18 protein-coding genes and 1 tRNA gene are annotated in these 17,701 nt (G+C 70.7%); 11 read left to right on the top strand and 8 right to left on the bottom strand.

Annotated features, from left to right (window positions below):
- Positions 1-125: 125 nt before the first annotated feature.
- Genes AB0L33_RS01205 through AB0L33_RS01195 form a run of 3 tightly spaced genes read right to left on the bottom strand, consistent with a single transcriptional unit; the run spans position 126 to position 2,775 of the window.
- Positions 126-821, bottom strand: coding sequence for a TrmH family RNA methyltransferase (locus AB0L33_RS01205; RefSeq protein WP_365677004.1), 696 nt, complete (start codon positions 819-821; stop codon positions 126-128).
- Positions 818-2,068, bottom strand: coding sequence for an HTTM domain-containing protein (locus tag AB0L33_RS01200; RefSeq protein WP_365677002.1), 1,251 nt, complete (start codon positions 2,066-2,068; stop codon positions 818-820). Before AB0L33_RS01200 ends, AB0L33_RS01205 begins: the two co-directional genes overlap by 4 nt.
- The gene (locus tag AB0L33_RS01195; protein ID WP_365677001.1) at positions 2,065-2,775 is read right to left on the bottom strand and encodes a DUF5819 family protein; all 711 of its coding nucleotides are present in this window, start codon (positions 2,773-2,775) and stop codon (positions 2,065-2,067) included. The genes AB0L33_RS01200 and AB0L33_RS01195 overlap by 4 nt, the downstream gene beginning before the upstream one ends.
- Positions 2,776-2,878: 103 nt before the next feature.
- Here AB0L33_RS01195 and paaA point away from each other — a divergent pair, with 103 nt between their 5' ends.
- From paaA to AB0L33_RS01170, 5 genes are read left to right on the top strand one after another with little or no spacing between them, the layout of a single operon-like run.
- Positions 2,879-3,898: a 1,2-phenylacetyl-CoA epoxidase subunit PaaA gene (paaA, locus tag AB0L33_RS01190; protein ID WP_365677000.1), complete on the top strand. Its 1,020-nt coding sequence runs from the start codon at positions 2,879-2,881 to the stop codon at positions 3,896-3,898.
- Positions 3,895-4,185 (top strand): 1,2-phenylacetyl-CoA epoxidase subunit PaaB, encoded by a 291-nt coding sequence (paaB, locus tag AB0L33_RS01185; protein ID WP_073966613.1) that lies wholly within the window; start codon positions 3,895-3,897, stop codon positions 4,183-4,185. Before paaA ends, paaB begins: the two co-directional genes overlap by 4 nt.
- Entirely contained in the window at positions 4,182-4,883 is a 702-nt protein-coding gene (paaC, locus tag AB0L33_RS01180; protein ID WP_365676999.1) for a 1,2-phenylacetyl-CoA epoxidase subunit PaaC, read from the top strand. Before paaB ends, paaC begins: the two co-directional genes overlap by 4 nt.
- On the top strand, positions 4,877-5,377 hold the full coding sequence (paaD, locus tag AB0L33_RS01175; protein ID WP_365676998.1) for a 1,2-phenylacetyl-CoA epoxidase subunit PaaD: 501 nt from the start codon (positions 4,877-4,879) through the stop codon (positions 5,375-5,377). Before paaC ends, paaD begins: the two co-directional genes overlap by 7 nt.
- Complete coding sequence (locus tag AB0L33_RS01170; RefSeq protein ID WP_365676997.1) at positions 5,378-6,436, top strand: 2Fe-2S iron-sulfur cluster-binding protein; 1,059 nt, start codon at positions 5,378-5,380, stop codon at positions 6,434-6,436.
- A 51-nt stretch (positions 6,437-6,487) separates the two neighbouring features.
- On the opposite strand, the gene AB0L33_RS01165 is transcribed toward AB0L33_RS01170, so the two are convergent.
- From AB0L33_RS01165 to AB0L33_RS01150, 4 genes are all read right to left on the bottom strand, one after another.
- The gene (locus tag AB0L33_RS01165; protein ID WP_365676996.1) at positions 6,488-6,832 is read right to left on the bottom strand and encodes a rhodanese-like domain-containing protein; all 345 of its coding nucleotides are present in this window, start codon (positions 6,830-6,832) and stop codon (positions 6,488-6,490) included.
- Positions 6,833-6,899: 67 nt separating this feature from the next.
- A complete protein-coding gene (locus AB0L33_RS01160; RefSeq protein WP_365676995.1) occupies positions 6,900-7,781 on the bottom strand; it encodes a hypothetical protein in 882 nt (293 codons plus the stop codon).
- 93 nt (positions 7,782-7,874) lie between these two features.
- On the bottom strand, positions 7,875-9,374 hold the full coding sequence (locus AB0L33_RS01155; RefSeq protein WP_365676994.1) for a DUF2252 domain-containing protein: 1,500 nt from the start codon (positions 9,372-9,374) through the stop codon (positions 7,875-7,877).
- A gap of 145 nt (positions 9,375-9,519) precedes the next feature.
- Positions 9,520-10,611 (bottom strand): hypothetical protein, encoded by a 1,092-nt coding sequence (locus tag AB0L33_RS01150; protein ID WP_365676993.1) that lies wholly within the window; start codon positions 10,609-10,611, stop codon positions 9,520-9,522.
- A gap of 112 nt (positions 10,612-10,723) precedes the next feature.
- Here AB0L33_RS01150 and AB0L33_RS01145 point away from each other — a divergent pair, with 112 nt between their 5' ends.
- Entirely contained in the window at positions 10,724-11,173 is a 450-nt protein-coding gene (locus AB0L33_RS01145) for a MarR family winged helix-turn-helix transcriptional regulator (protein ID WP_365676992.1), read from the top strand.
- 120 nt (positions 11,174-11,293) lie between these two features.
- Here the strand turns inward: AB0L33_RS01145 and AB0L33_RS01140 are convergent.
- Positions 11,294-11,376: transfer RNA gene (locus tag AB0L33_RS01140), tRNA-Leu, on the bottom strand.
- 359 nt (positions 11,377-11,735) lie between these two features.
- Here AB0L33_RS01140 and AB0L33_RS01135 point away from each other — a divergent pair.
- From AB0L33_RS01135 to AB0L33_RS01115, 5 genes are all read left to right on the top strand, one after another.
- On the top strand, positions 11,736-12,617 hold the full coding sequence (locus AB0L33_RS01135; protein WP_365676991.1) for a DUF3662 and FHA domain-containing protein: 882 nt from the start codon (positions 11,736-11,738) through the stop codon (positions 12,615-12,617).
- A gap of 10 nt (positions 12,618-12,627) precedes the next feature.
- The gene (locus AB0L33_RS01130; protein ID WP_018101923.1) at positions 12,628-13,140 is read left to right on the top strand and encodes an FHA domain-containing protein; all 513 of its coding nucleotides are present in this window, start codon (positions 12,628-12,630) and stop codon (positions 13,138-13,140) included.
- 129 nt (positions 13,141-13,269) lie between these two features.
- Complete coding sequence (locus tag AB0L33_RS01125; RefSeq protein ID WP_365676990.1) at positions 13,270-14,778, top strand: Stp1/IreP family PP2C-type Ser/Thr phosphatase; 1,509 nt, start codon at positions 13,270-13,272, stop codon at positions 14,776-14,778.
- Positions 14,779-14,801: 23 nt separating this feature from the next.
- A complete protein-coding gene (locus tag AB0L33_RS01120) occupies positions 14,802-16,214 on the top strand; it encodes an FtsW/RodA/SpoVE family cell cycle protein (RefSeq protein WP_365676989.1) in 1,413 nt (470 codons plus the stop codon).
- Positions 16,211-17,668: a penicillin-binding protein 2 gene (locus AB0L33_RS01115; RefSeq protein WP_365676988.1), complete on the top strand. Its 1,458-nt coding sequence runs from the start codon at positions 16,211-16,213 to the stop codon at positions 17,666-17,668. Before AB0L33_RS01120 ends, AB0L33_RS01115 begins: the two co-directional genes overlap by 4 nt.
- Positions 17,669-17,701: the final 33 nt, after the last annotated feature.

Here is a 17,701-nt window from a genome sequence, read left to right as displayed (position 1 = left end):
CCGGCGTTTGAGGCGCGGGGTCCGGGGCGGAGCCCCGGTTACGGGAAGGGGCGGGTAGGGGAAAGGGCCCGCCGCAAGCGCACCCACCCCACCCGTCCACACCCGGACCCGCACCGCACCCCACCTCACCCAGGAATCACCGCATACCGCTCCACCCAGGCATGCATGGCGATCGCGGCAGCCGCCCCCGCATTGATCGACCGCGTGGACCCGAACTGCGCGATGGAACACACCACCTCCGCACACCGCCGAGCCTCCTCCGTCAGCCCGGGCCCCTCCTGCCCGAACAGGAGGACACACCGCCGAGGCAGGACCGTCCGCTCCAACGGCACCGCCCCCGGCAGGTTGTCGATCCCGACGATCGGCAGCCCCTCGGCCGCCGCCCAAGCGGTCAGGCTCGCGGTGTCGGGGTGGTGCCGGACATGCTGGTAGCGGTCGGTGACCATCGCCCCGCGCCGGTTCCAGCGCCGCCGCCCGACGATGTGCACCTCCTTGGCCAGGAACGCGTTCGCGGTCCGCACGACGGACCCGATGTTGAAGTCGTGGCCCCAGTTCTCCACGGCCACGTGGAAGTCATGGCGGCGCAGATCGAGGTCGGCGACGATCGCCTCACGGGTCCAGTACCGGTACTGGTCGCCCACATTGCGCCGGTCACCACCGGCCAGCAGCTCGGGGTCGTACCGCTCGTCCTCGGGCCAGGGCTGCGGATGCGGCCCGACACCGATCTCCGTCCCGAATCCCTCGTCGTACTGCGCGGGCTCATCGCCCACGGGCGCGCCGCCGTCGCTGGTCTCACCGGTGCTGCCGGTCTCACTGCTCACCCGACGAGGGTATGGCTCCCGCCGCCGCCGGGCTCCGGTGCCTCCGGGCCGCCCCCGGCGGCACGTGGCGCCGGCACCCGTCCCCGCCGCCGGAACACCCGCTCGCGCCCGGCGGTCGCCCGCCCGCCGAGCCACACCAGGAAGGCGGTCGGCAGGAAGACGGCGTCCGCGGCGATCATGGCCATCGAGAAGAACGGCAGCCCCAGCAGGAGCGCGATCCCCGCGTGCTCGCAGATCATGGCGCCGAGCAGGAAGTTCTTCACGCGCCGGTTGAAGAGGGTGAACGGGAAGGCCACCTGCACGATGACCGTGGCGTACGACAGCACCATGACCATGACGCCGCTGGAGGCCAGGAGGTCCGACAGGGCGGGCCACGGGGTGAAGTACTCCAGCTTGAGCGGGTAGTACAGCGCGGTGCCGTCCTGCCAGCGCGAGCCCTGGATCTTGTACCAGCCGGCCGTCGCGTAGATCAGGCAGACCTCGGCCATGATCACGACGAGGGTGGCGTTGTGGGCGAGGTTGGCGATGACGTCGAGGAGGGTACGGAGCTCGCTGCGCGGCGCGTACCGGTTCACTGCCCACCAGGCGCCCTGACCGATCCACAGGCACCACAGGAGGAGCGGCAGCCACACGGTCCCGCCGAGACCGCCCGCCACCGAGCCCCCCACCAGGACGGCCCCGAGCACCACCCACAGCACGATCCCGGCCGGCTCCCCGGGCACGCGCCGCCCACCGGCCCCCTGGTCGGCGTACTCCTCGGATGCGCGGCCCCGCACCCGCCTGGCGTCCAGCGACCAGACCTGCCCGCAGCGGGTCAGCACTAGGTAGATGGCCATCAGGTGGATGACGTTGTCGCCACCGTCGCCCATGAAGATGCTGCGGTTCTGCAGCGAGAGGACTCCGGCCATGAAGACCACGGAGACGGCGCGGGTGTGCCAGCCCAGCATCAGCAGAAGGGACGAGAGCAGCGCCAGCGCGTAGACGGTCTCGAACCACAGGCCGCTGTCCGACCACATGAGGGTCGTGAACGCCTGGTTCCCGGATATCAGCTGCCGCGCCAGGTCCCAGCGCCAGGGCGCGTCGGGGCCGTACATCTCGTGCCGGTGGGGCAGTTCGCGGAGCAGGAACAGCAGGAAGGTGGCCGAGAAGCCGATGCGGATAACGGCGCTCTGGTACGGCCCGAGGGCCGAGGCCGTGACGCGCTGGACGGAGCCGGCGAGGCCGCGGACCGGGTGCGGGGTGCTCACTGTCCTGCCTCCTCGGGCAGGTCGTCAGCGGTGACCGTCCACCAGGGCAGGACGCGATAGGACGGGCCGGTGCTGATCTTCTCGCCGCTCCACTCGGGCGCCGCGACGGCCCGGACCTCGGACCGGACCTGAATCCTCAGGATGGTCCCGCCGTCGTCCCTGCCGCCGAGGCGCAGCATCACCAGGCGGCGGACGTACTTCTCGGACAGGGTGCCGCGCAGGCCGTTGGCCCGGTTCTTGTCGTCGTGCGATCCGACGTAGAAGTCCCAGGCCCGGCGGAGCTCGTTCTGCTGGACGTGGCTGGGCAGCGGATTGCCGCGTATCGCGCGGCCGTCCTCGGCGGAGAGGTTCCGCCAGGCCGTCGTGCGGGGGCCGTCGGGTCCGGCCATCTCGGTGCGCACCTGAACGGACACATTCTGTTGCAGCGGGTTGGGCGCGAAGAGCTTCCAGTTCTGCTCGAACTCGGGGTACACCCAGTCGTCCACCGCCGCGCCGTGCTGCTTGGTCAGCGTGTTGGCGGGCGCGACGTGCAGGAAGACCATGGCCAGCTGCGTACAGGCGAGCACCCCGAAAGCGGCGAGCGCCACGGCTGCGACGATCTGATACGGAAACGAGAGCCCGGCCATTCCGCCGGCCGCCGCGGGCGCCTCGACGGCATGAACAGGCCCGCCCCCGCCGTCGGCGACCCTGTCGTCGTCCGAATCCATCCCGCCCCGATCGCGTCGGTTATCCACAGGGTTGACACCCTACGGGCCACGGACTCACCATTGAAGACATTGAACCGAACGATCGGTCGGTAGGGAGTCCGGGATGGCGGCAGTGACTGCGGGCCAGACAGCGCAGACGGCAGCAAGCGGCGGAGAGGGGCCCGACGCGGTCCTTCTGGCCGCCTTCGACGCAGCGGTGGCAGCGGACGAACGCATCGAGCCGCGCGACTGGATGCCCGACGCGTACCGCGCCTCGCTGGTCAGGCAGATGGCGCAGCACGCCCACTCCGAGATCATCGGCATGCAGCCGGAGGCCAACTGGATCACCCGCGCCCCCTCGCTGCGCCGCAAGGCGATCCTCATGGCCAAGGTGCAGGACGAGGCCGGGCACGGCCTGTATCTGTACAGCGCGGCCGAGACCCTGGGCACCGGCCGCGAGGAGCTGCTCGACAAGCTCCACGCAGGGCGCCAGCGCTATTCGTCGATCTTCAACTACCCGACGCTGACCTGGGCGGACGTGGGCGCCATCGGCTGGCTCGTGGACGGCGCCGCGATCACCAACCAGGTGCCCCTCTGCCGCTGCTCCTACGGCCCGTACGCCCGCGCGATGGTCCGCATCTGCAAGGAGGAGTCGTTCCACCAGCGCCAGGGCTACGAACTGCTCCTCGCGCTGAGCAACGGCACGCCCGCACAGCACGAGATGGCCCAGGACGCGGTGAACCGCTGGTGGTGGCCCTCCCTGATGATGTTCGGCCCCCCGGACGACGCCTCGGCCCACTCGGCGCAGTCGATGGCCTGGAAGATCAAACGGCATTCCAACGACGAGCTGCGGCAGCGGTTCGTGGACATCTGCGTCCCCCAGGCCGAGGCGCTCGGCCTGACCCTCCCGGACCCGGACATCCGGTGGAACGAGGAACGCGGCAGGCACGACTTCGGCGCGATCGACTGGACCGAGTTCCAGGAGGTCCTGAAGGGCAACGGCCCGTGCAACGAGCAGCGCCTCACGCAGCGCCGCCGCGCACACGAGGAAGGCGCCTGGGTCCGCGAGGCCGCCGCCGCGTACGCCCGCAAGCACACGCCCGGCGAGGACCCGGCCGTACGGAACGGAAAGGCGACAGCATGAGCAGCTCGACGGACTGGCCGCTGTGGGAGGTGTTCGTCCGCTCGCGGCGCGGGCTCTCCCACACCCACGCCGGCAGCCTCCACGCGCCGGACGCCGAAATGGCCCTCCGCAACGCGCGCGACCTCTACACCCGCCGGTCCGAGGGGGTCTCGCTGTGGGTCGTGCCCTCCTCCCAGATCACGGCCTCCTCGCCGGACGAGAAGGACTCTTTCTTCGAGCCGGCCGGGGACAAGCCCTACCGGCACCCGACGTTCTACGAGATCCCGGACGGGGTGAAGCACCTGTGACCGCGGCCCTCGCCCTGGGCGACGACGCGCTGGTCCTTTCGCACCGGCTGGGGGAGTGGGCCGGCCACGCCCCGGTGCTGGAGGAGGAGGTCGCCCTCGCCAACATCGCCCTCGATCTGCTGGGCCAGGCGCGGCTGCTGCTCTCGCTCGCGGGCGACGAGGACCAACTGGCCTACCTCCGCGAGGAACGCGCCTTCCGCAACCTCCAGCTGGTCGAGCAGCCGAACGGCGACTTCGCCCACACCATCGCCCGGCAGCTCTACTTCTCGGTTTACCAGCAGGGCCTGTACGAGCAGCTGGCCGCCGGCGACGGCCCGTTCACGGGGATCGCGGCCAAGGCGGTCAAAGAGGTCGCCTACCACCGGGACCACGCCGAACAGTGGACCCTGCGCCTCGGTGACGGGACGGACGAGAGCCACGAGCGAATGCAGCGGGCGGCGGACGCCCTGTGGCGCTTCACCGGCGAGCTGTTCCAGCCGGTCGAGGGCATCGACGTCGACTGGCAGGCGCTGCACAGCCGCTGGCTGGAGGCCGTCACCGACGTCCTCGGCCGGGCCACCCTGACCGTGCCGGCGGGCCCGCAGTCCGGCGCCTGGACGGCGGGCGCGGGCCGGCAGGGCATCCACACGGAGTCCTTCGGCCGGATGCTCGCCGAGATGCAGCACCTGCACCGCAGCCACCCGGGGGCGTCATGGTGACCTGGACCTCCGTCGAGCAGGAGCTGCTGAGTATCGCGGGCTCCGTCCCGGACCCGGAGCTGCCGGTGCTGACGCTGGAGGACCTGGGTGTGGTCCGGGGCGTGGAGGTGCACGACCCGGACCATGTCACGGTCAGGCTCACGCCGACCTACACCGGCTGCCCGGCGATCGAGGCGATGTCGGCGGACATCGAGCGCGTGCTGCACGACCACGGCGTGGCCGAGGTGTCCGTGGAGACGGTCCTGTCGCCCGCCTGGTCGACGGACGACATGAGCGCCGAAGGGCGCCGGAAGCTGGCGGAGTTCGGCATAGCCCCGCCCCGGCCGCACGACACCACGCCCGGCGGTCCGGTGCCGCTGGCCCTGTCCGTGCGCTGTCCGCACTGCGGCTCCACCGAGACGGAGCTGCTGAGCCGGTTCTCCTCCACGGCGTGCAAGGCGCTCCGGCGCTGCGTGGCCTGCCAGGAGCCGTTCGACCACTTCAAGGAGTTGTAGATGTTCCATCCGCTCCGGGTCAGCGGGATCGAGCGGCTCACGGACGATTCGGTGGCCGTCACCCTCGCCGTCCCGCCCGGCCTGCACGAGACCTTCCGGCACAAGCCCGGCCAGCATCTCAACGTCCGCTACACCGTGGACGGCGAGGAGGTCCGCCGCTCGTACTCGATCTGCGCACCGGCCCCCGAGCCCTCGGCCGGTCCGGCGCTGCGGGTGGGCATCCGCCTCGTGGACGGCGGCGCGTTCTCCACGTACGCGCTCAAGGAGCTGCTGGTCGGGGACACGATCGAGGCGATGCCCCCGATGGGGCGCTTCGTCCTGACGCCCCGCGCCGGCCAGTTCGCGGCGATCGTCGGCGGAAGCGGCATCACCCCGGTGCTGTCCATGGCGGCCACCCTGCTCGCCCGGGAGCCGAACGCCACGTTCTGCCTGGTCCGCAGTGACCGGACCGCCGCCTCGACGATGTTCCTGGACGAGGTCGCTGACCTGAAGGACCGCTATCCGGACCGGTTCCAGCTGGTCACCGCCCTGTCCCGGGAGGAGCAGCAGGCCGGTCTGCCCTCGGGCCGGCTGGACGGCGAACGGCTCTCCGGACTGCTGCCGGCGCTGCTGCCGGTGGCGGAGATCGACGGCTGGTTCCTGTGCGGGCCGCTGGGCCTGGTCCGGGCAGCCGAGGGCGCGCTGCACGGGATGGGCGTGGACCGCTCCCGCATTCATCAGGAGATCTTCCACGTCGAGGACACCCCCGCCACGTCTGCGGGGCCCCGGGTCGAGACGCCGGTCGGCGGCGTCCTGACGGCGACGCTCGACGGCCGGTCCGGCACCTGGCCGGTGGAGGGGGGCGAGTCGCTGCTGGAGACGGTGCTGCGCAGCCGCTCGGACGCCCCGTACGCGTGCAAGGGCGGCGTCTGCGGCACCTGCCGGGCGTTCCTGGTCTCCGGCGAGGTGCGGATGGACCGCAATTACGCCCTGGAGCCGGAGGAGACCGACGCGGGTTACGTGCTGGCCTGCCAGTCCCATCCGGTCACCGAGGAGGTGGAGCTCGACTTCGACCGCTGACCCCCCGGCGCCGGAGGGGCCGGGGGCGGACGGGTCGCGGGCGGGTCCGCGTCAGGCGACGAAGGCCGGGGTGCCGTCGTCGGTGACCATCGGGCGGCCCGCGCCGTCCCAGGCGAGCATGCCGCCGTCGATGTTGACGGCGTCGATCCCCTGCTGCACCAGGTACTGGGTGACCTGGGCGGACCGGCCGCCGACCCGGCACATCACATGCACGCGACGGCCGTCCTCCACCGCTTCGGTCAGCTCACCGAAGCGGCCCACGAAGTCGCTCATGGGAATGTGCAGGGCGCCCTCGACGTGGCCCGCCACCCACTCGTCGTTCTCCCGGACGTCCAGCACGAGGCCGTCCGCCGGAACGGAGGCGACATCGACCGTGGGAAGCGGGCCGAAATTCATGGGTCATGCCTTCTCTCGTCAGTGCGCTCGGGTCACCGAACCAGTGCGCTCGGGGCCACCGAAAACGCTACTGCACCAGAGCCGCGAGCTCCGCCTCCCGCTGCGAGACCTCGCCCAGCAGCTGTTCGGCGATCTCGTTCAGCAGCTGGTCCGGGTCGTCCGGGGCCATCCGCAGCATGGCGCCGATCGCGCTCTCCTCCAGCTCCTGTGCCCACTCGGTCAGCAGTTCCTTGCGCTGGGTCAGCCAGTCCAGCCGGGCGTAGAGCTCGTCGGCCTCGCTCAGCTCCTGCCGCGGCGCCGCCGGTCCCGCCGCCCACTCCTCGGCCAGTTCGTTGAGCTGGGCCTCGTCCCCGCGCCCGTAGGCGGCGTTGACGCGCGCGATGAACTCGTCCCGCCTGGCCCGCTCCGCCTCGTCCTGGGCGAGGTCCGGGTGCGCCTTGCGGACAAGATCGCGGTACAGCTTGCGGGCCTCGTCGGTGGGCCGGACCCGCTTAGGCGGGCGGACCGTCTGATCGGTCAGCATGGCCGACGCCTCGGGGGACAGGCCCTCGGAGTCCATCCAGTCGTGGAACAGCTCGTCCACGCCCGGCATGGGCATCACGACCGATCGCGCCTCCTCGGCCTTGCGCAGGTCCTCGGGGTCCCCGGTCTTCGCCGCCCGCGCCTCGGCGATCTGCGCGTCCAGCTCGTCCAGCCGCGCGTACATCGGACCGAGCCGCTGGTGGTGCAGCCGGGAGAAGTTCTCCACCTCGACCCGGAACGTCTCCACCGCGATCTCGAACTCGATCAGCGCCTGCTCGGCCGCCCGGACGGCCTGGGCAAGCCGCGCCTCGGGCCGCTCCTGCGCCGCGGTATCCGCCGCCTCCTCGCGGCCGGCGGCCGGCCTGGCCTCGTCCTGCAGGTCATCGTCATTCCGGGAGGTCGGCACCCCGGGCGCTTCGTGGGTCACCCGTCCAGCGTATGGCCCCGGCCCGTCCCCGTGGACCCGTGGTGGCCCCGGCAAACCTCACTCGTCCTGCCGGGCTGTCGGCGCATCCGCCGCTCACACGCCCCGCTCCGCAGCGATCCGTCCCGCCCCGATCGCCCGCACCAGCTCCCCGTGGTCCGCCTCCGTGCGGTCCGCGTAGGTCACCGCGAACGACGCCACCGCCTCGTCCAGCTCGTCGTTCTTGCCGCAGTAGCCGGCCAGCAGCCTCGGGTCCGCGCTGTGGGCGTGGGCCCGCGCCAGCAGCGCCCCGGTCATCCGGCCGTAGTCGTCCACCTGGTCGGCGGCCAGGGCGGCGGGGTCGACGCTCCCCTTGCGGTTCCTGAACTGCCGTACCTGGAAGGGCCGGCCGTCCACCGTCGTCCAGCCCAGCAGATGGTCGCTGACGACCTGCATCCGCTTCTGCCCGAGCACCACGCGCCGCCCCTCGTGCGCGACCTCCGGCACCGCGAACCCCACGGCGGCCAGATGCGGCCCGAGCACCGAGGGCCTGGCCTCCTTCACCTGGAGCACCAGCGCCTCCCCCCGGTGGTCCAGCAGCAGCACCACGTACGAGCGGGTGCCGACGCTGCCGGTGCCGACGACCCGGAACGCCACGTCGTGGATCGCGTACCGGGCCAGCAGCGGCAGCCGGTCCTCGGAGACGGTCCCCAGATAGTCGCCGAGACCCGCCGCCACGGCCGCGGCCTCCGCGTCCGGGACCCGGCGCAGCACCGGCGGCGCGTCCACGAAGCGGCGGCCGCCGTCCTCGCACTCCTCCGTGGACTTCGCGGCGAAGCGGGCACCGGTGTTGTTGCGGGCCTTCTCGGAGACCCGCTCCAGGGTGCCGAGCAGGTCCCGCGCGTCGGTGTGGGAGACGAGCTCCTCGTCCGCGATGGCGTTCCACGCGTCGAGCGCGGGCATCCGGGCCAGCAGCCGCATCGTCCGCCGGTAGGCGCCCACGGTGTCGTACGCGCCCTTGCGGCAGGTGTCCTCGTCGGCACCGGCCTCCCGGCCCGCGAGCACCAGCGAGGTCGCCAGGCGCTTGAGGTCCCACTCCCAGGGCCCGGCCACGGTCTCGTCGAAGTCGTTCAGGTCGATGACGAGGCCGCCGCGCGCATCGCCGTACAGCCCGAAGTTGGCCGCGTGCGCGTCGCCGCAGAGCTGGGCGGCGATCCCGGTGACGGGGGTGCCCACCAGGTCATGGGCCATCAGGCCGGCCGCGCCGCGCAGGAAGGCGAAGGGGGTGGCGGCCATCCGGCCCACCCGTATCGGTGTCAGCTCCGCCACCCGGCCCCGGTTGGACTCCTCGACGGCGCGCACCGCGTCCGGCCGCCCGGCCGGCAGGTCCAGCGTCGCGTGCGCGGACCTGGGCACCCGCGCCCGCAGCGCCTTGCCCCTGTCCTTCGCCCGGCCCCCGGCCTGCGCATGAGCCCGGTCCGTACGGCGGGCGAACCCCGGCACGGCCGGTATGCGCGGGCCACCCCCGCCTGCGGGGAGCACGGCCCCCGTGTTCGCGGCTTCACCACCGGGTTCAACGAGTCGTACCGGCGGCAGTCCCGTCCCGGTCGTTTCCATGGCGCGCAGCCTCCCCGCCCCGCCCGGCGCAGCCGCCGGGACCTGCACCGACATCAACTGCCGCCGACGGTACCGCCGTACAACGATCGACGTCTGCCCCTGTGGACAACTCCGGGGACCGAGCGCTCCCCCGCTGGTCAGCCGCTCAGACCCCGACCGCCTCCTCCATCTCCTCTTCCTCCTCCGCGGCCGACGCGCCGGCCGGGCCTGCGGAAGCGGGGGCAGGAGGGACGGCCGGAAGGGCGGCCGCCGAGCGCCGACGCGCCTCCGCGAGGCCCGCGAGCCCCGTCAGCGCCACGCCCGCGACGAACCAGAGCGCCAGCACCAGCAGATTTCCGCCCAGCGCGTGGCCGCCGAAGTACACATGGCTGCGTACGCCCTCCACGAAGCCCGCCCCGTTCCAGAAGGAGTGCAGCGCGCCGAAGAAGCCGGGCTGGAGCTCGGGGCGGAAGATCCCGCCGGAGCTGGTGAAGTTGAGCATGACGAACAGCACCATCACGCCGAGCGTGGTCCACCGCTTGAGGAACGTGTGCAAGCCCACACCGATCAGCAGGATGCCCGCCGAGTAGAGCCACGCCATGGCCCAGAGCCCCGCGAGTCCGTGGTCCACGAGACCGAACAGCGGTCCCGCGAACACCGCCCCGATGGCGCTGACCACCAGCGAGGCGCCCAGCGCCAGCGCCGCCCGGACCCGCAGCCGCAGGACCGCTCCGGCGCCGCCGATCACGGCGACGGAGGCGTACGAGCCGATGCTCACGGCGACCAGCAGGAAGAAGATGCCCTGGCCGGTCGGATCGCCGTCCGCCGTGGGCGCGGTGTCCGTCACCTTCAGCGGGGCGCCCTGGCCGGCCGCGACCTGGGTGAAGACCTTCTCGACCGCCGTGGCGCTGGTGTCGGAGGAGGCGGAGGCGACGAGCAGTTCGGGGGCGTTGCCGGGGATGTAGGCGCCGTAGCTGTCCTGCGTGCGCAGGTGCTCGGCGGCGGTGGTGCGGTCGGCGACGGTACGCACGCTGAGCGCCCCGTCCCCCTTGTCCTGGAGGGTCTGCGCCAGCACCTGCGCGGAGGGCCCGGAGCCGACCACGTCGACCCGGAGGTCGTGCGGTTGCGGGGCGTGGAAGGCGCCGAGGTAGGCGAGGCCCATGCCGATGCACATCAGCAGCGGGGTGACGAGGTGGCTCAGTACGTGGCGCAGCGCGCCCGCCGGAGTGCCGGCGGCGGCGCTCGGGCCTGCGGACATGGAGGGCTCCAGACGATCGGCCAGATAGTTGGTTTTTACAACTCAACTGGTTGGCTTTTACAACTTCGATTCCGTTGTACTCTACAACTGAACTCTCGAGGAAGGCGAACCCGTGCCAGGCACCCCCGGAGAACGCGAGGAGTCGCTGGACGTCATCCAGCGCGAGCTGACCGCCTTCGCCCGCCGCGCGCGGGCCGCCGCGGCCAGACTCCACCCCGAGCTGCCCCTCGTCTCGTACACGCTGCTGGCACACATCGATGACCAGCAGGGGTGCCGCGCGACCGATCTGGCGGCGCACTACATGCTCGACAAGTCCACGGTCAGCCGGCAGATCGGCGCCCTGGAGAAGCTGGGCCTGGTCGAACGGCACCCCGACCCGGACGACCACCGCATCCAGGTCCTGCACCCCACCGAGGCCGGAACCCAAGCCCTCGCCGCCACTCAGGCCAGCCGGCGCGCGGCCTACCAGAACCGCCTCGCGGACTGGACGGAGGACGACCTCGCCCGGTTCGCCGCGTACCTGCTGCGCTACAACGCGGCGGGCGACGCACCGCACTCGTAAAACGGGCGTTTCACGTGAAACCAAACACCGTGAAACCAACCACACAGGGAGGCGTCGTCTCCGGACCGCCCCCGAACCGAAGAAGCCCCCCGGGCTGATGCCTGGGGGGCTTCTTTCTTGTGCGCGAGGGGGGATTTGAACCCCCACGTCCCTAGGGACACTGGCACCTGAAGCCAGCGCGTCTGCCGTTCCGCCACTCGCGCAAGAGTGGTGTTTCCGGGCTCTCTCACCTTTCGGTGCGAGCGCCTGGCGACATCCGGAAGATTAGCACGCTGGACAGGGTGGATTCACATCCGTTGTTTCGCCGCCCGCTCACCGGGCACTCGCCGCACGCTCGGCCGACGTCCGCAGAACGTCCGAAAGGAACCGGGAACCCCCAGAGGTCGCCCCCACTCCTCCTGAGTGCGTCCAAGGTGCGGGACACTGTGAGGAGGCCACCTCTACGATCCGTGTGAGGGGGGACACTCGTCCCCAGGGCAGACAAGGGGAACCAGCCGATTTCCCAACGCGTGGATACGATCAGTAAGCAGTACAGGGACGACGACACCGGAGGAGGTGCCCCATGGGAGTGATGAAGCGTTTCGAGCAGCGTCTCGAAGGTCTGGTCAACGGCACTTTCGCCAAGGTCTTCAAGTCCGAGGTCCAGCCGGTCGAGATCGCGGGTGCCCTCCAGCGGGAGTGCGACAACAACGCCACCATCTGGAACCGTGAGCGCACCGTCGTCCCCAACGACTTCATCGTCGAGCTCAGCGCCCCGGACTACGAGCGGCTTAGCCCGTACTCCGGCCAGCTGGGCGACGAGCTCTCCGGCCTCGTCCGGGACTACGCCAAGCAGCAGCGGTACACGTTCATGGGCCCCATCAAGGTCCACCTGGAGAAGGCCGAGGACCTCGACACCGGTCTGTACCGGGTCCGCAGCCGCACCCTGGCGTCGAGTTCGTCACAGGGCCAGGGTCACGGCCAGGCGCCGAACCAGGGCCAGAGCTACGGCGGCCAGCCCCCCCAGGGGTACCCCGGCCGTCCCGCCGCGCAGGCCCCCGGCGGTTACGGCTACCCGCCCGCCTCCGCCCCGCCCATGCCCGCCGGTCCGCCGCCGGGCGCCGGGCGTCACGGCGGTCCCGACCGGCGTCCGCCGGCCACCCCCACCTCCCTGCCGAACGTGCAGGTGCGGCGCTGGATCGAGATCAACGGAACCCGTCACCAGATCTCCCGCCCGACGCTGGTCATGGGCCGCAGCACCGACGCCGATGTGCGGATCGACGACCCCGGCGTCTCCCGCCGGCACTGTGAGATCAGGACCGGAACGCCCTCGACGATCCAGGATCTCGGGTCTACCAACGGCATCGTGGTAGACGGGCAGCACACCACCCGCGCTACGCTCCGCGACGGCTCGCGGATCGTCGTGGGCAGCACCACCATCGTTTACCGGCAAGCCGAAGGGTGAAGCGGGGGCAATGTCAGAGCTGACCCTGACGGTCATGCGGCTAGGTTTCCTGGCTGTTCTGTGGCTGTTCGTGATCGTGGCCGTCCAGGTCATTCGCAGCGACCTGTTCGGAACGCGCGTCACGCAGCGCGGCTCACGCCGCACCGCGAACGACGCGCGTCCGCCCCAGGGACGCCAGAACGCGGCACCGCCGCAGCAGCGCCAGCAGCCCGGCCGCCAGCGCCGGGGGGCGCCGACCAAGCTGGTCGTCTCCGAGGGCACGCTCACCGGCACCACGGTGGCGCTCCAGGGGCAGACCATCACGCTGGGCCGGGCCCATGATTCAACGATCGTGCTGGACGACGACTACGCGTCCAGCAGGCATGCCAGGATCTACCCCGACCGTGACGGCCAGTGGATCGTCGAGGATCTCGGGTCCACCAACGGCACGTACCTGGACCGGACCCGCCTCACCACCCCGACGCCCGTTCCGCTGGGCGCGCCGATCCGGATCGGCAAGACCGTCATCGAGCTGCGGAAGTAGTACGACAATGAGCGAGCGGAGCGAGCGAGCCGCGGGGGTCCGGGCATCGGACCCGGCCAGGCTCCCGACCGGAGGGTGGGCAGTGTGGCTCGAGACCGGCTGTACCCCGAACCGACGGGTGAGGTGCGCATGAGTCTGTCCCTGCGCTTCGCCGCCGGGTCGCACAAGGGCATGATCCGCGAGGGCAACGAGGACTCCGGCTACGCCGGTCCCCGCCTCCTCGCGATCGCCGACGGAATGGGTGGCCAGGCGGCCGGTGAGGTCGCCAGTTCCGAGGTGATCTCCACCCTCGTCCAGCTCGATGACGACGTCCCGGGCTCCGACATCCTCACCTCGCTCGGTACGGCGGTCCAGCGGGCCAACGACCAGCTGCGGATGATGGTCGAGGAGGACCCGCAGCTGGAGGGCATGGGCACCACGCTCACCGCGCTGCTCTGGACCGGCCAGCGCCTCGGCCTGGTGCACGTCGGCGACTCGCGCGCGTACTTGCTGCGCGACGGCGTGCTCACCCAGATCACGCAGGACCACACCTGGGTCCAGCGGCTGGTGGACGAGGGCCGGATCACCGAGGAGGAGGCCACCACCCACCCGCAGCGCTCCCTGCTGATGCGCGCGCTGGGCAGTGGCGACCACGTCGAACCCGACCTCTCCATCCGTGAGGTCCGGGCCGGCGACCGCTACCTGATCTGCTCCGACGGGCTCTCCGGCGTCGTCTCCCACCAGACGATGGAGGAGACGCTCGCCAGCTACCAGGGCCCGCAGGAGACCATCCAGGACCTGATCCAGCTCGCCCTGCGCGGCGGCGGACCGGACAACATCACCTGCATCGTCGCCGATGTCTTCGACGTCGACAGCAACGACACCCTGGCCGGGCAGCTCAATGACACCCCGGTCGTCGTCGGCGCGGTCGCCGAGAACCAGGCGGCCCAGCTGAACGACGGCGGTGCGATGCAGACCCCGGCGGGCCGTGCGGCCGGCCTCGGCCGTCCCGTACCTCCGCCCTCCGGCAGCTTCGGCCCGCCCGGCAGCGGCGACGACTCCGGCTACGACGGGATGCCCGAGGGGTCCTTCGGGTCCTACTCCGACGACGACTTCGTCAAGCAGGGCGGCGGCCGCAAGTGGCTCAAGCGCTCCCTGTACGTGGTGCTCGCGCTGGCCGTCGTCGGCGGCGGGCTCTACGGCGGCTACCGCTGGACGCAGACCCAGTTCTACGTCGGCGCGAAGAACGACAACGTCGCGCTGTACCGGGGCATCAGCCAGGATCTCGGCTGGCTCTCGCTCTCGAAGGTCGAGACCGACCATCCCGAGATCGAACTCAAGTACCTCCCGGCCTACCAGCGCAAGAAGGTCGAGGCCACGATCGCCGAGGGCAGCCTCGCCGACGCCCGCGAGAAGATCGCCGAGCTCTCCACCCAGGCGTCCGCCTGCAAGAAGGACGCGGCCCGCCGCGCGGCGGAGAAGGCGCACGGCGACGAGGGCCAGGCGCAGGGCACGGACAGCGACGCCACCAAGGCGTCGAAGTCCGGCAAGACATCCGGTGGCGACACCAAGTCCGAGCAGACTTCCACGACTCCCACTCCTGGGCCCAGCCTCTCGGAGGAAGAGAAGAAGCTGGTCCCGCAGTGCGGTAAGAAGTAGAGCCGTAGGGGGCCTTCAGCACCATGAGCGTTGTCACCAACACGACCACGATCGGCGCGATCGACGCGCCGAGCCGACGCAACACCGAACTGATGATGATGGGTTTCGCCATCGCCATCTCGGTGTTCGCCTACGCCAACGTGGGCCTGGCCATGGACGGCACGCTGCCCTCCGGAATGTTCGGCTACGGGGCGGGGCTCATCCTGCTCGGCGGGGTGGCCCACCTCGTGGTCCGCAAGTTCGCCCGGTACGCCGACCCGCTGCTGCTGCCGCTGGCCACGCTGCTCAACGGACTGGGGCTGGTGCTGATCTGGCGGCTCGACCAGTCGCCGAAGCTGATCAGGGACGCCGAGAACTACTACGGGGTGTTCACCCCGTCCGCCCCCCGTCAGCTGATGTACTCGGCGGTCGGTGTGGCGCTCTTCGTCGGCGTGCTGCTGCTACTCAAGGACCACCGCATCCTGCAGCGCTACACGTACATCTCGATGGTGGCCGCGCTGTTCCTGCTGATCCTGCCGATGTTCTTTCCGGCCAAGTTCGGCGCGAAGATCTGGATCACCATCGCCGGCTTCTCCATCCAGCCCGGGGAGTTCGCGAAGATCATCATCGCGATCTTCTTCGCCGGGTATCTCATGGTCAAACGTGATGCACTGGCGCTCGCCAGCCGCCGCTTCATGGGGCTGTACCTGCCGCGCGGGCGCGACCTGGGGCCCATCCTGGTCATCTGGGCGCTGTCGATCCTGATCCTCGTCTTCGAGACCGACCTGGGTACGTCACTCCTGTTCTTCGGCCTCTTCGTGATCATGCTGTACGTCGCCACCGAGCGGACCAGCTGGATCGTCTTCGGGCTCCTCATGTCGGCGGCCGGAGCCGTCGGCGTCGCGACCTTCGAACCGCACGTCCAGGCCCGTGTGACCGCCTGGCAGGACCCGTTCAAGTGCTTCAAGACGGACGGCGCCTGCGAGCAGATCGGCAACGCCATCATGTCGTTCGGGTCGGGCGGCACGCTGGGCTCCGGCTGGGGCCAGGGCCACTCGGACCTGATCGGCTTCGCCGCCAACGCCGACTTCGTCCTCGCCACCGTCGGTGACGAGCTCGGCCTCGCCGGGATGATGGCCGTCCTGCTGGTGTACGGCCTCATCGTGGAACGCGGTGTCCGCACGGCGCTCGCCGCCCGTGACCCCTTCGGCAAGCTCCTCGCGATCGGCCTCTCCGGCGCCTTCGCGATCCAGGTCTTCGTCGTCGCCGGCGGCGTCATGGGTCTGATCCCGCTCACCGGTATGACGATGCCGTTCCTCGCGGCCGGTGGTTCGTCCGTGATCGCCAACTGGGCCCTGATCGGCATCCTCATCCGCATCAGCGACACCGCCCGCCGCCCCGCGCCCGCCCCCGCACCCTCGACCGACGCCGAGATGACCCAGGTGGTCCGCCCGTGAACAAGCCCCTGCGCCGGATCGCGATCTTCTGCGGCGTCCTGATCTTCGCCCTGCTCGCGCGGACCAACTACCTGCAGTACGTGAAGGCCGACGACCTCAACACCCGCGACGAGAACCGCCGCGTCCGCATCGAGCGGTACGCCCATGAGCGCGGCAACATCATCGTGGACGGCAAGTCGATCACCGGGTCCACCGAGACCAAGGGCAGCGACTTCAAGTACAAGCGGGTCTGGAAGAACGGGCCCATGTGGGCCCCCGTGACCGGCTACTCCTCGCAGGCGTTCGGCGCCACCCAGCTGGAGAACCTCGAGGACGGCATCCTCACCGGCAACGACGACCAGCTCTTCTTCAACCGGACGATGTCGATGTTCACCGGTGAGGAGAGGACGGGCGGCAACGTCGTCACCACGCTCAACGGCGCGGCCCAGAAGGCCGCCTTCGAGGGCCTCGGCAACAAGAAGGGCGCCGTCGCCGCCCTCGACCCGCAGACCGGTGCCATCCTGGCGCTCGCCAGCACCCCTTCGTACGACCCCTCGTCCTTCGCGGGCAACGGCCAGTCCGACAGCAAGGCGTGGCAGACCCTGAAGGACGACAAGGACAAGCCCATGCTCAACCGGGCGCTGCGCGAGACCTACCCGCCCGGCTCCACGTTCAAGGTCGTCACCGCCGCCGCCGCCCTGGAGAACGGGCTCTACAAAGACATCGACGAGGACACGAAGTCCCCGCTGCCCTGGCGCCTGCCGCAGACCAGTCAGGACCTGCCCAACGAGGGCAACATCCCGTGCGAGAACGCTTCGCTCCGCAACGCGCTGCGCTTCTCCTGCAACACCGTCTTCGGCAAGATCAGTGACGACCTGGGCAACCAGAAGATGATCGACGAGGCCGGCAAGTTCGGCTTCAACAAGGAGATCTTCACCCCGGTCCGCGCGGACGCCAGCGTGTACCCCGAGGACAACCGGCCGCAGAACGCCATGGCGGGCATCGGCCAGGCGTCGAACCGCGCCACCCCGCTCCAGATGGCGATGGTCGCCTCCGCCGTCGCCAACGACGGCAAGCTCATGCAGCCGTACATGGTCGCCGAGCGCAAGGCGCCCAACCTGGACGTGATCTACACGCACGAGAAGGAAGAGTTCAGCCGGCCCCTCTCGGCGGAGAACGCCCAGAAGCTCCAGGAAATGATGGAGACCGTCGTCAAGCAGGGCACCGGCACGAACGCCCAGATCCCGGGCGTCACGGTCGGCGGCAAGACCGGAACCGCCCAGCACGGCGTGAAGAACAGCGAGAACCCGTACGCGTGGTTCATCTCGTACGCGAAGACGGACAACGGTTCCCCGGTGGCCGTGGCCGTCGTCGTCGAGGACAGCGACGCCACCCGCGACGACATCTCCGGTGGCGGCCTGGCCGCCCCGATCGCGAAGGCGGTCATGAAGGCGGTCATCGACAGCGAGAAGTGACACCACTCACACCCGGCCGCGAAAGCGCCTCTG

Origin of the sequence: Streptomyces sp. NPDC052299 (genome assembly GCF_040679335.1) — a bacterium.
GTDB lineage: Bacteria > Actinomycetota > Actinomycetes > Streptomycetales > Streptomycetaceae > Streptomyces.
Note: the sequence above shows the minus strand (reverse complement) of the source record. Positions and strands in the feature narration are given on the sequence as shown.

Excerpts from the sequence above, each read along its gene's own strand:
- AB0L33_RS01195 (WP_365677001.1), bottom strand. The coding sequence starts at position 2,775 with ATGGATTCGGACGACGACAGGGTCGCCGACGGCGGGGGCGGGCCTGTT.
- paaA (WP_365677000.1), top strand. The coding sequence starts at position 2,879 with ATGGCGGCAGTGACTGCGGGCCAGACAGCGCAGACGGCAGCAAGCGGC.
- paaB (WP_073966613.1), top strand. The coding sequence starts at position 3,895 with ATGAGCAGCTCGACGGACTGGCCGCTGTGGGAGGTGTTCGTCCGCTCG.
- paaD (WP_365676998.1), top strand. The coding sequence starts at position 4,877 with ATGGTGACCTGGACCTCCGTCGAGCAGGAGCTGCTGAGTATCGCGGGC.
- AB0L33_RS01170 (WP_365676997.1), top strand. The coding sequence starts at position 5,378 with ATGTTCCATCCGCTCCGGGTCAGCGGGATCGAGCGGCTCACGGACGAT.
- AB0L33_RS01165 (WP_365676996.1), bottom strand. The coding sequence starts at position 6,832 with ATGAATTTCGGCCCGCTTCCCACGGTCGATGTCGCCTCCGTTCCGGCG.
- AB0L33_RS01155 (WP_365676994.1), bottom strand. The coding sequence starts at position 9,374 with ATGGAAACGACCGGGACGGGACTGCCGCCGGTACGACTCGTTGAACCC.
- AB0L33_RS01150 (WP_365676993.1), bottom strand. The coding sequence starts at position 10,611 with ATGTCCGCAGGCCCGAGCGCCGCCGCCGGCACTCCGGCGGGCGCGCTG.
- AB0L33_RS01135 (WP_365676991.1), top strand. The coding sequence starts at position 11,736 with ATGGGAGTGATGAAGCGTTTCGAGCAGCGTCTCGAAGGTCTGGTCAAC.
- AB0L33_RS01130 (WP_018101923.1), top strand. The coding sequence starts at position 12,628 with ATGTCAGAGCTGACCCTGACGGTCATGCGGCTAGGTTTCCTGGCTGTT.
- AB0L33_RS01125 (WP_365676990.1), top strand. The coding sequence starts at position 13,270 with ATGAGTCTGTCCCTGCGCTTCGCCGCCGGGTCGCACAAGGGCATGATC.
- AB0L33_RS01120 (WP_365676989.1), top strand. The coding sequence starts at position 14,802 with ATGAGCGTTGTCACCAACACGACCACGATCGGCGCGATCGACGCGCCG.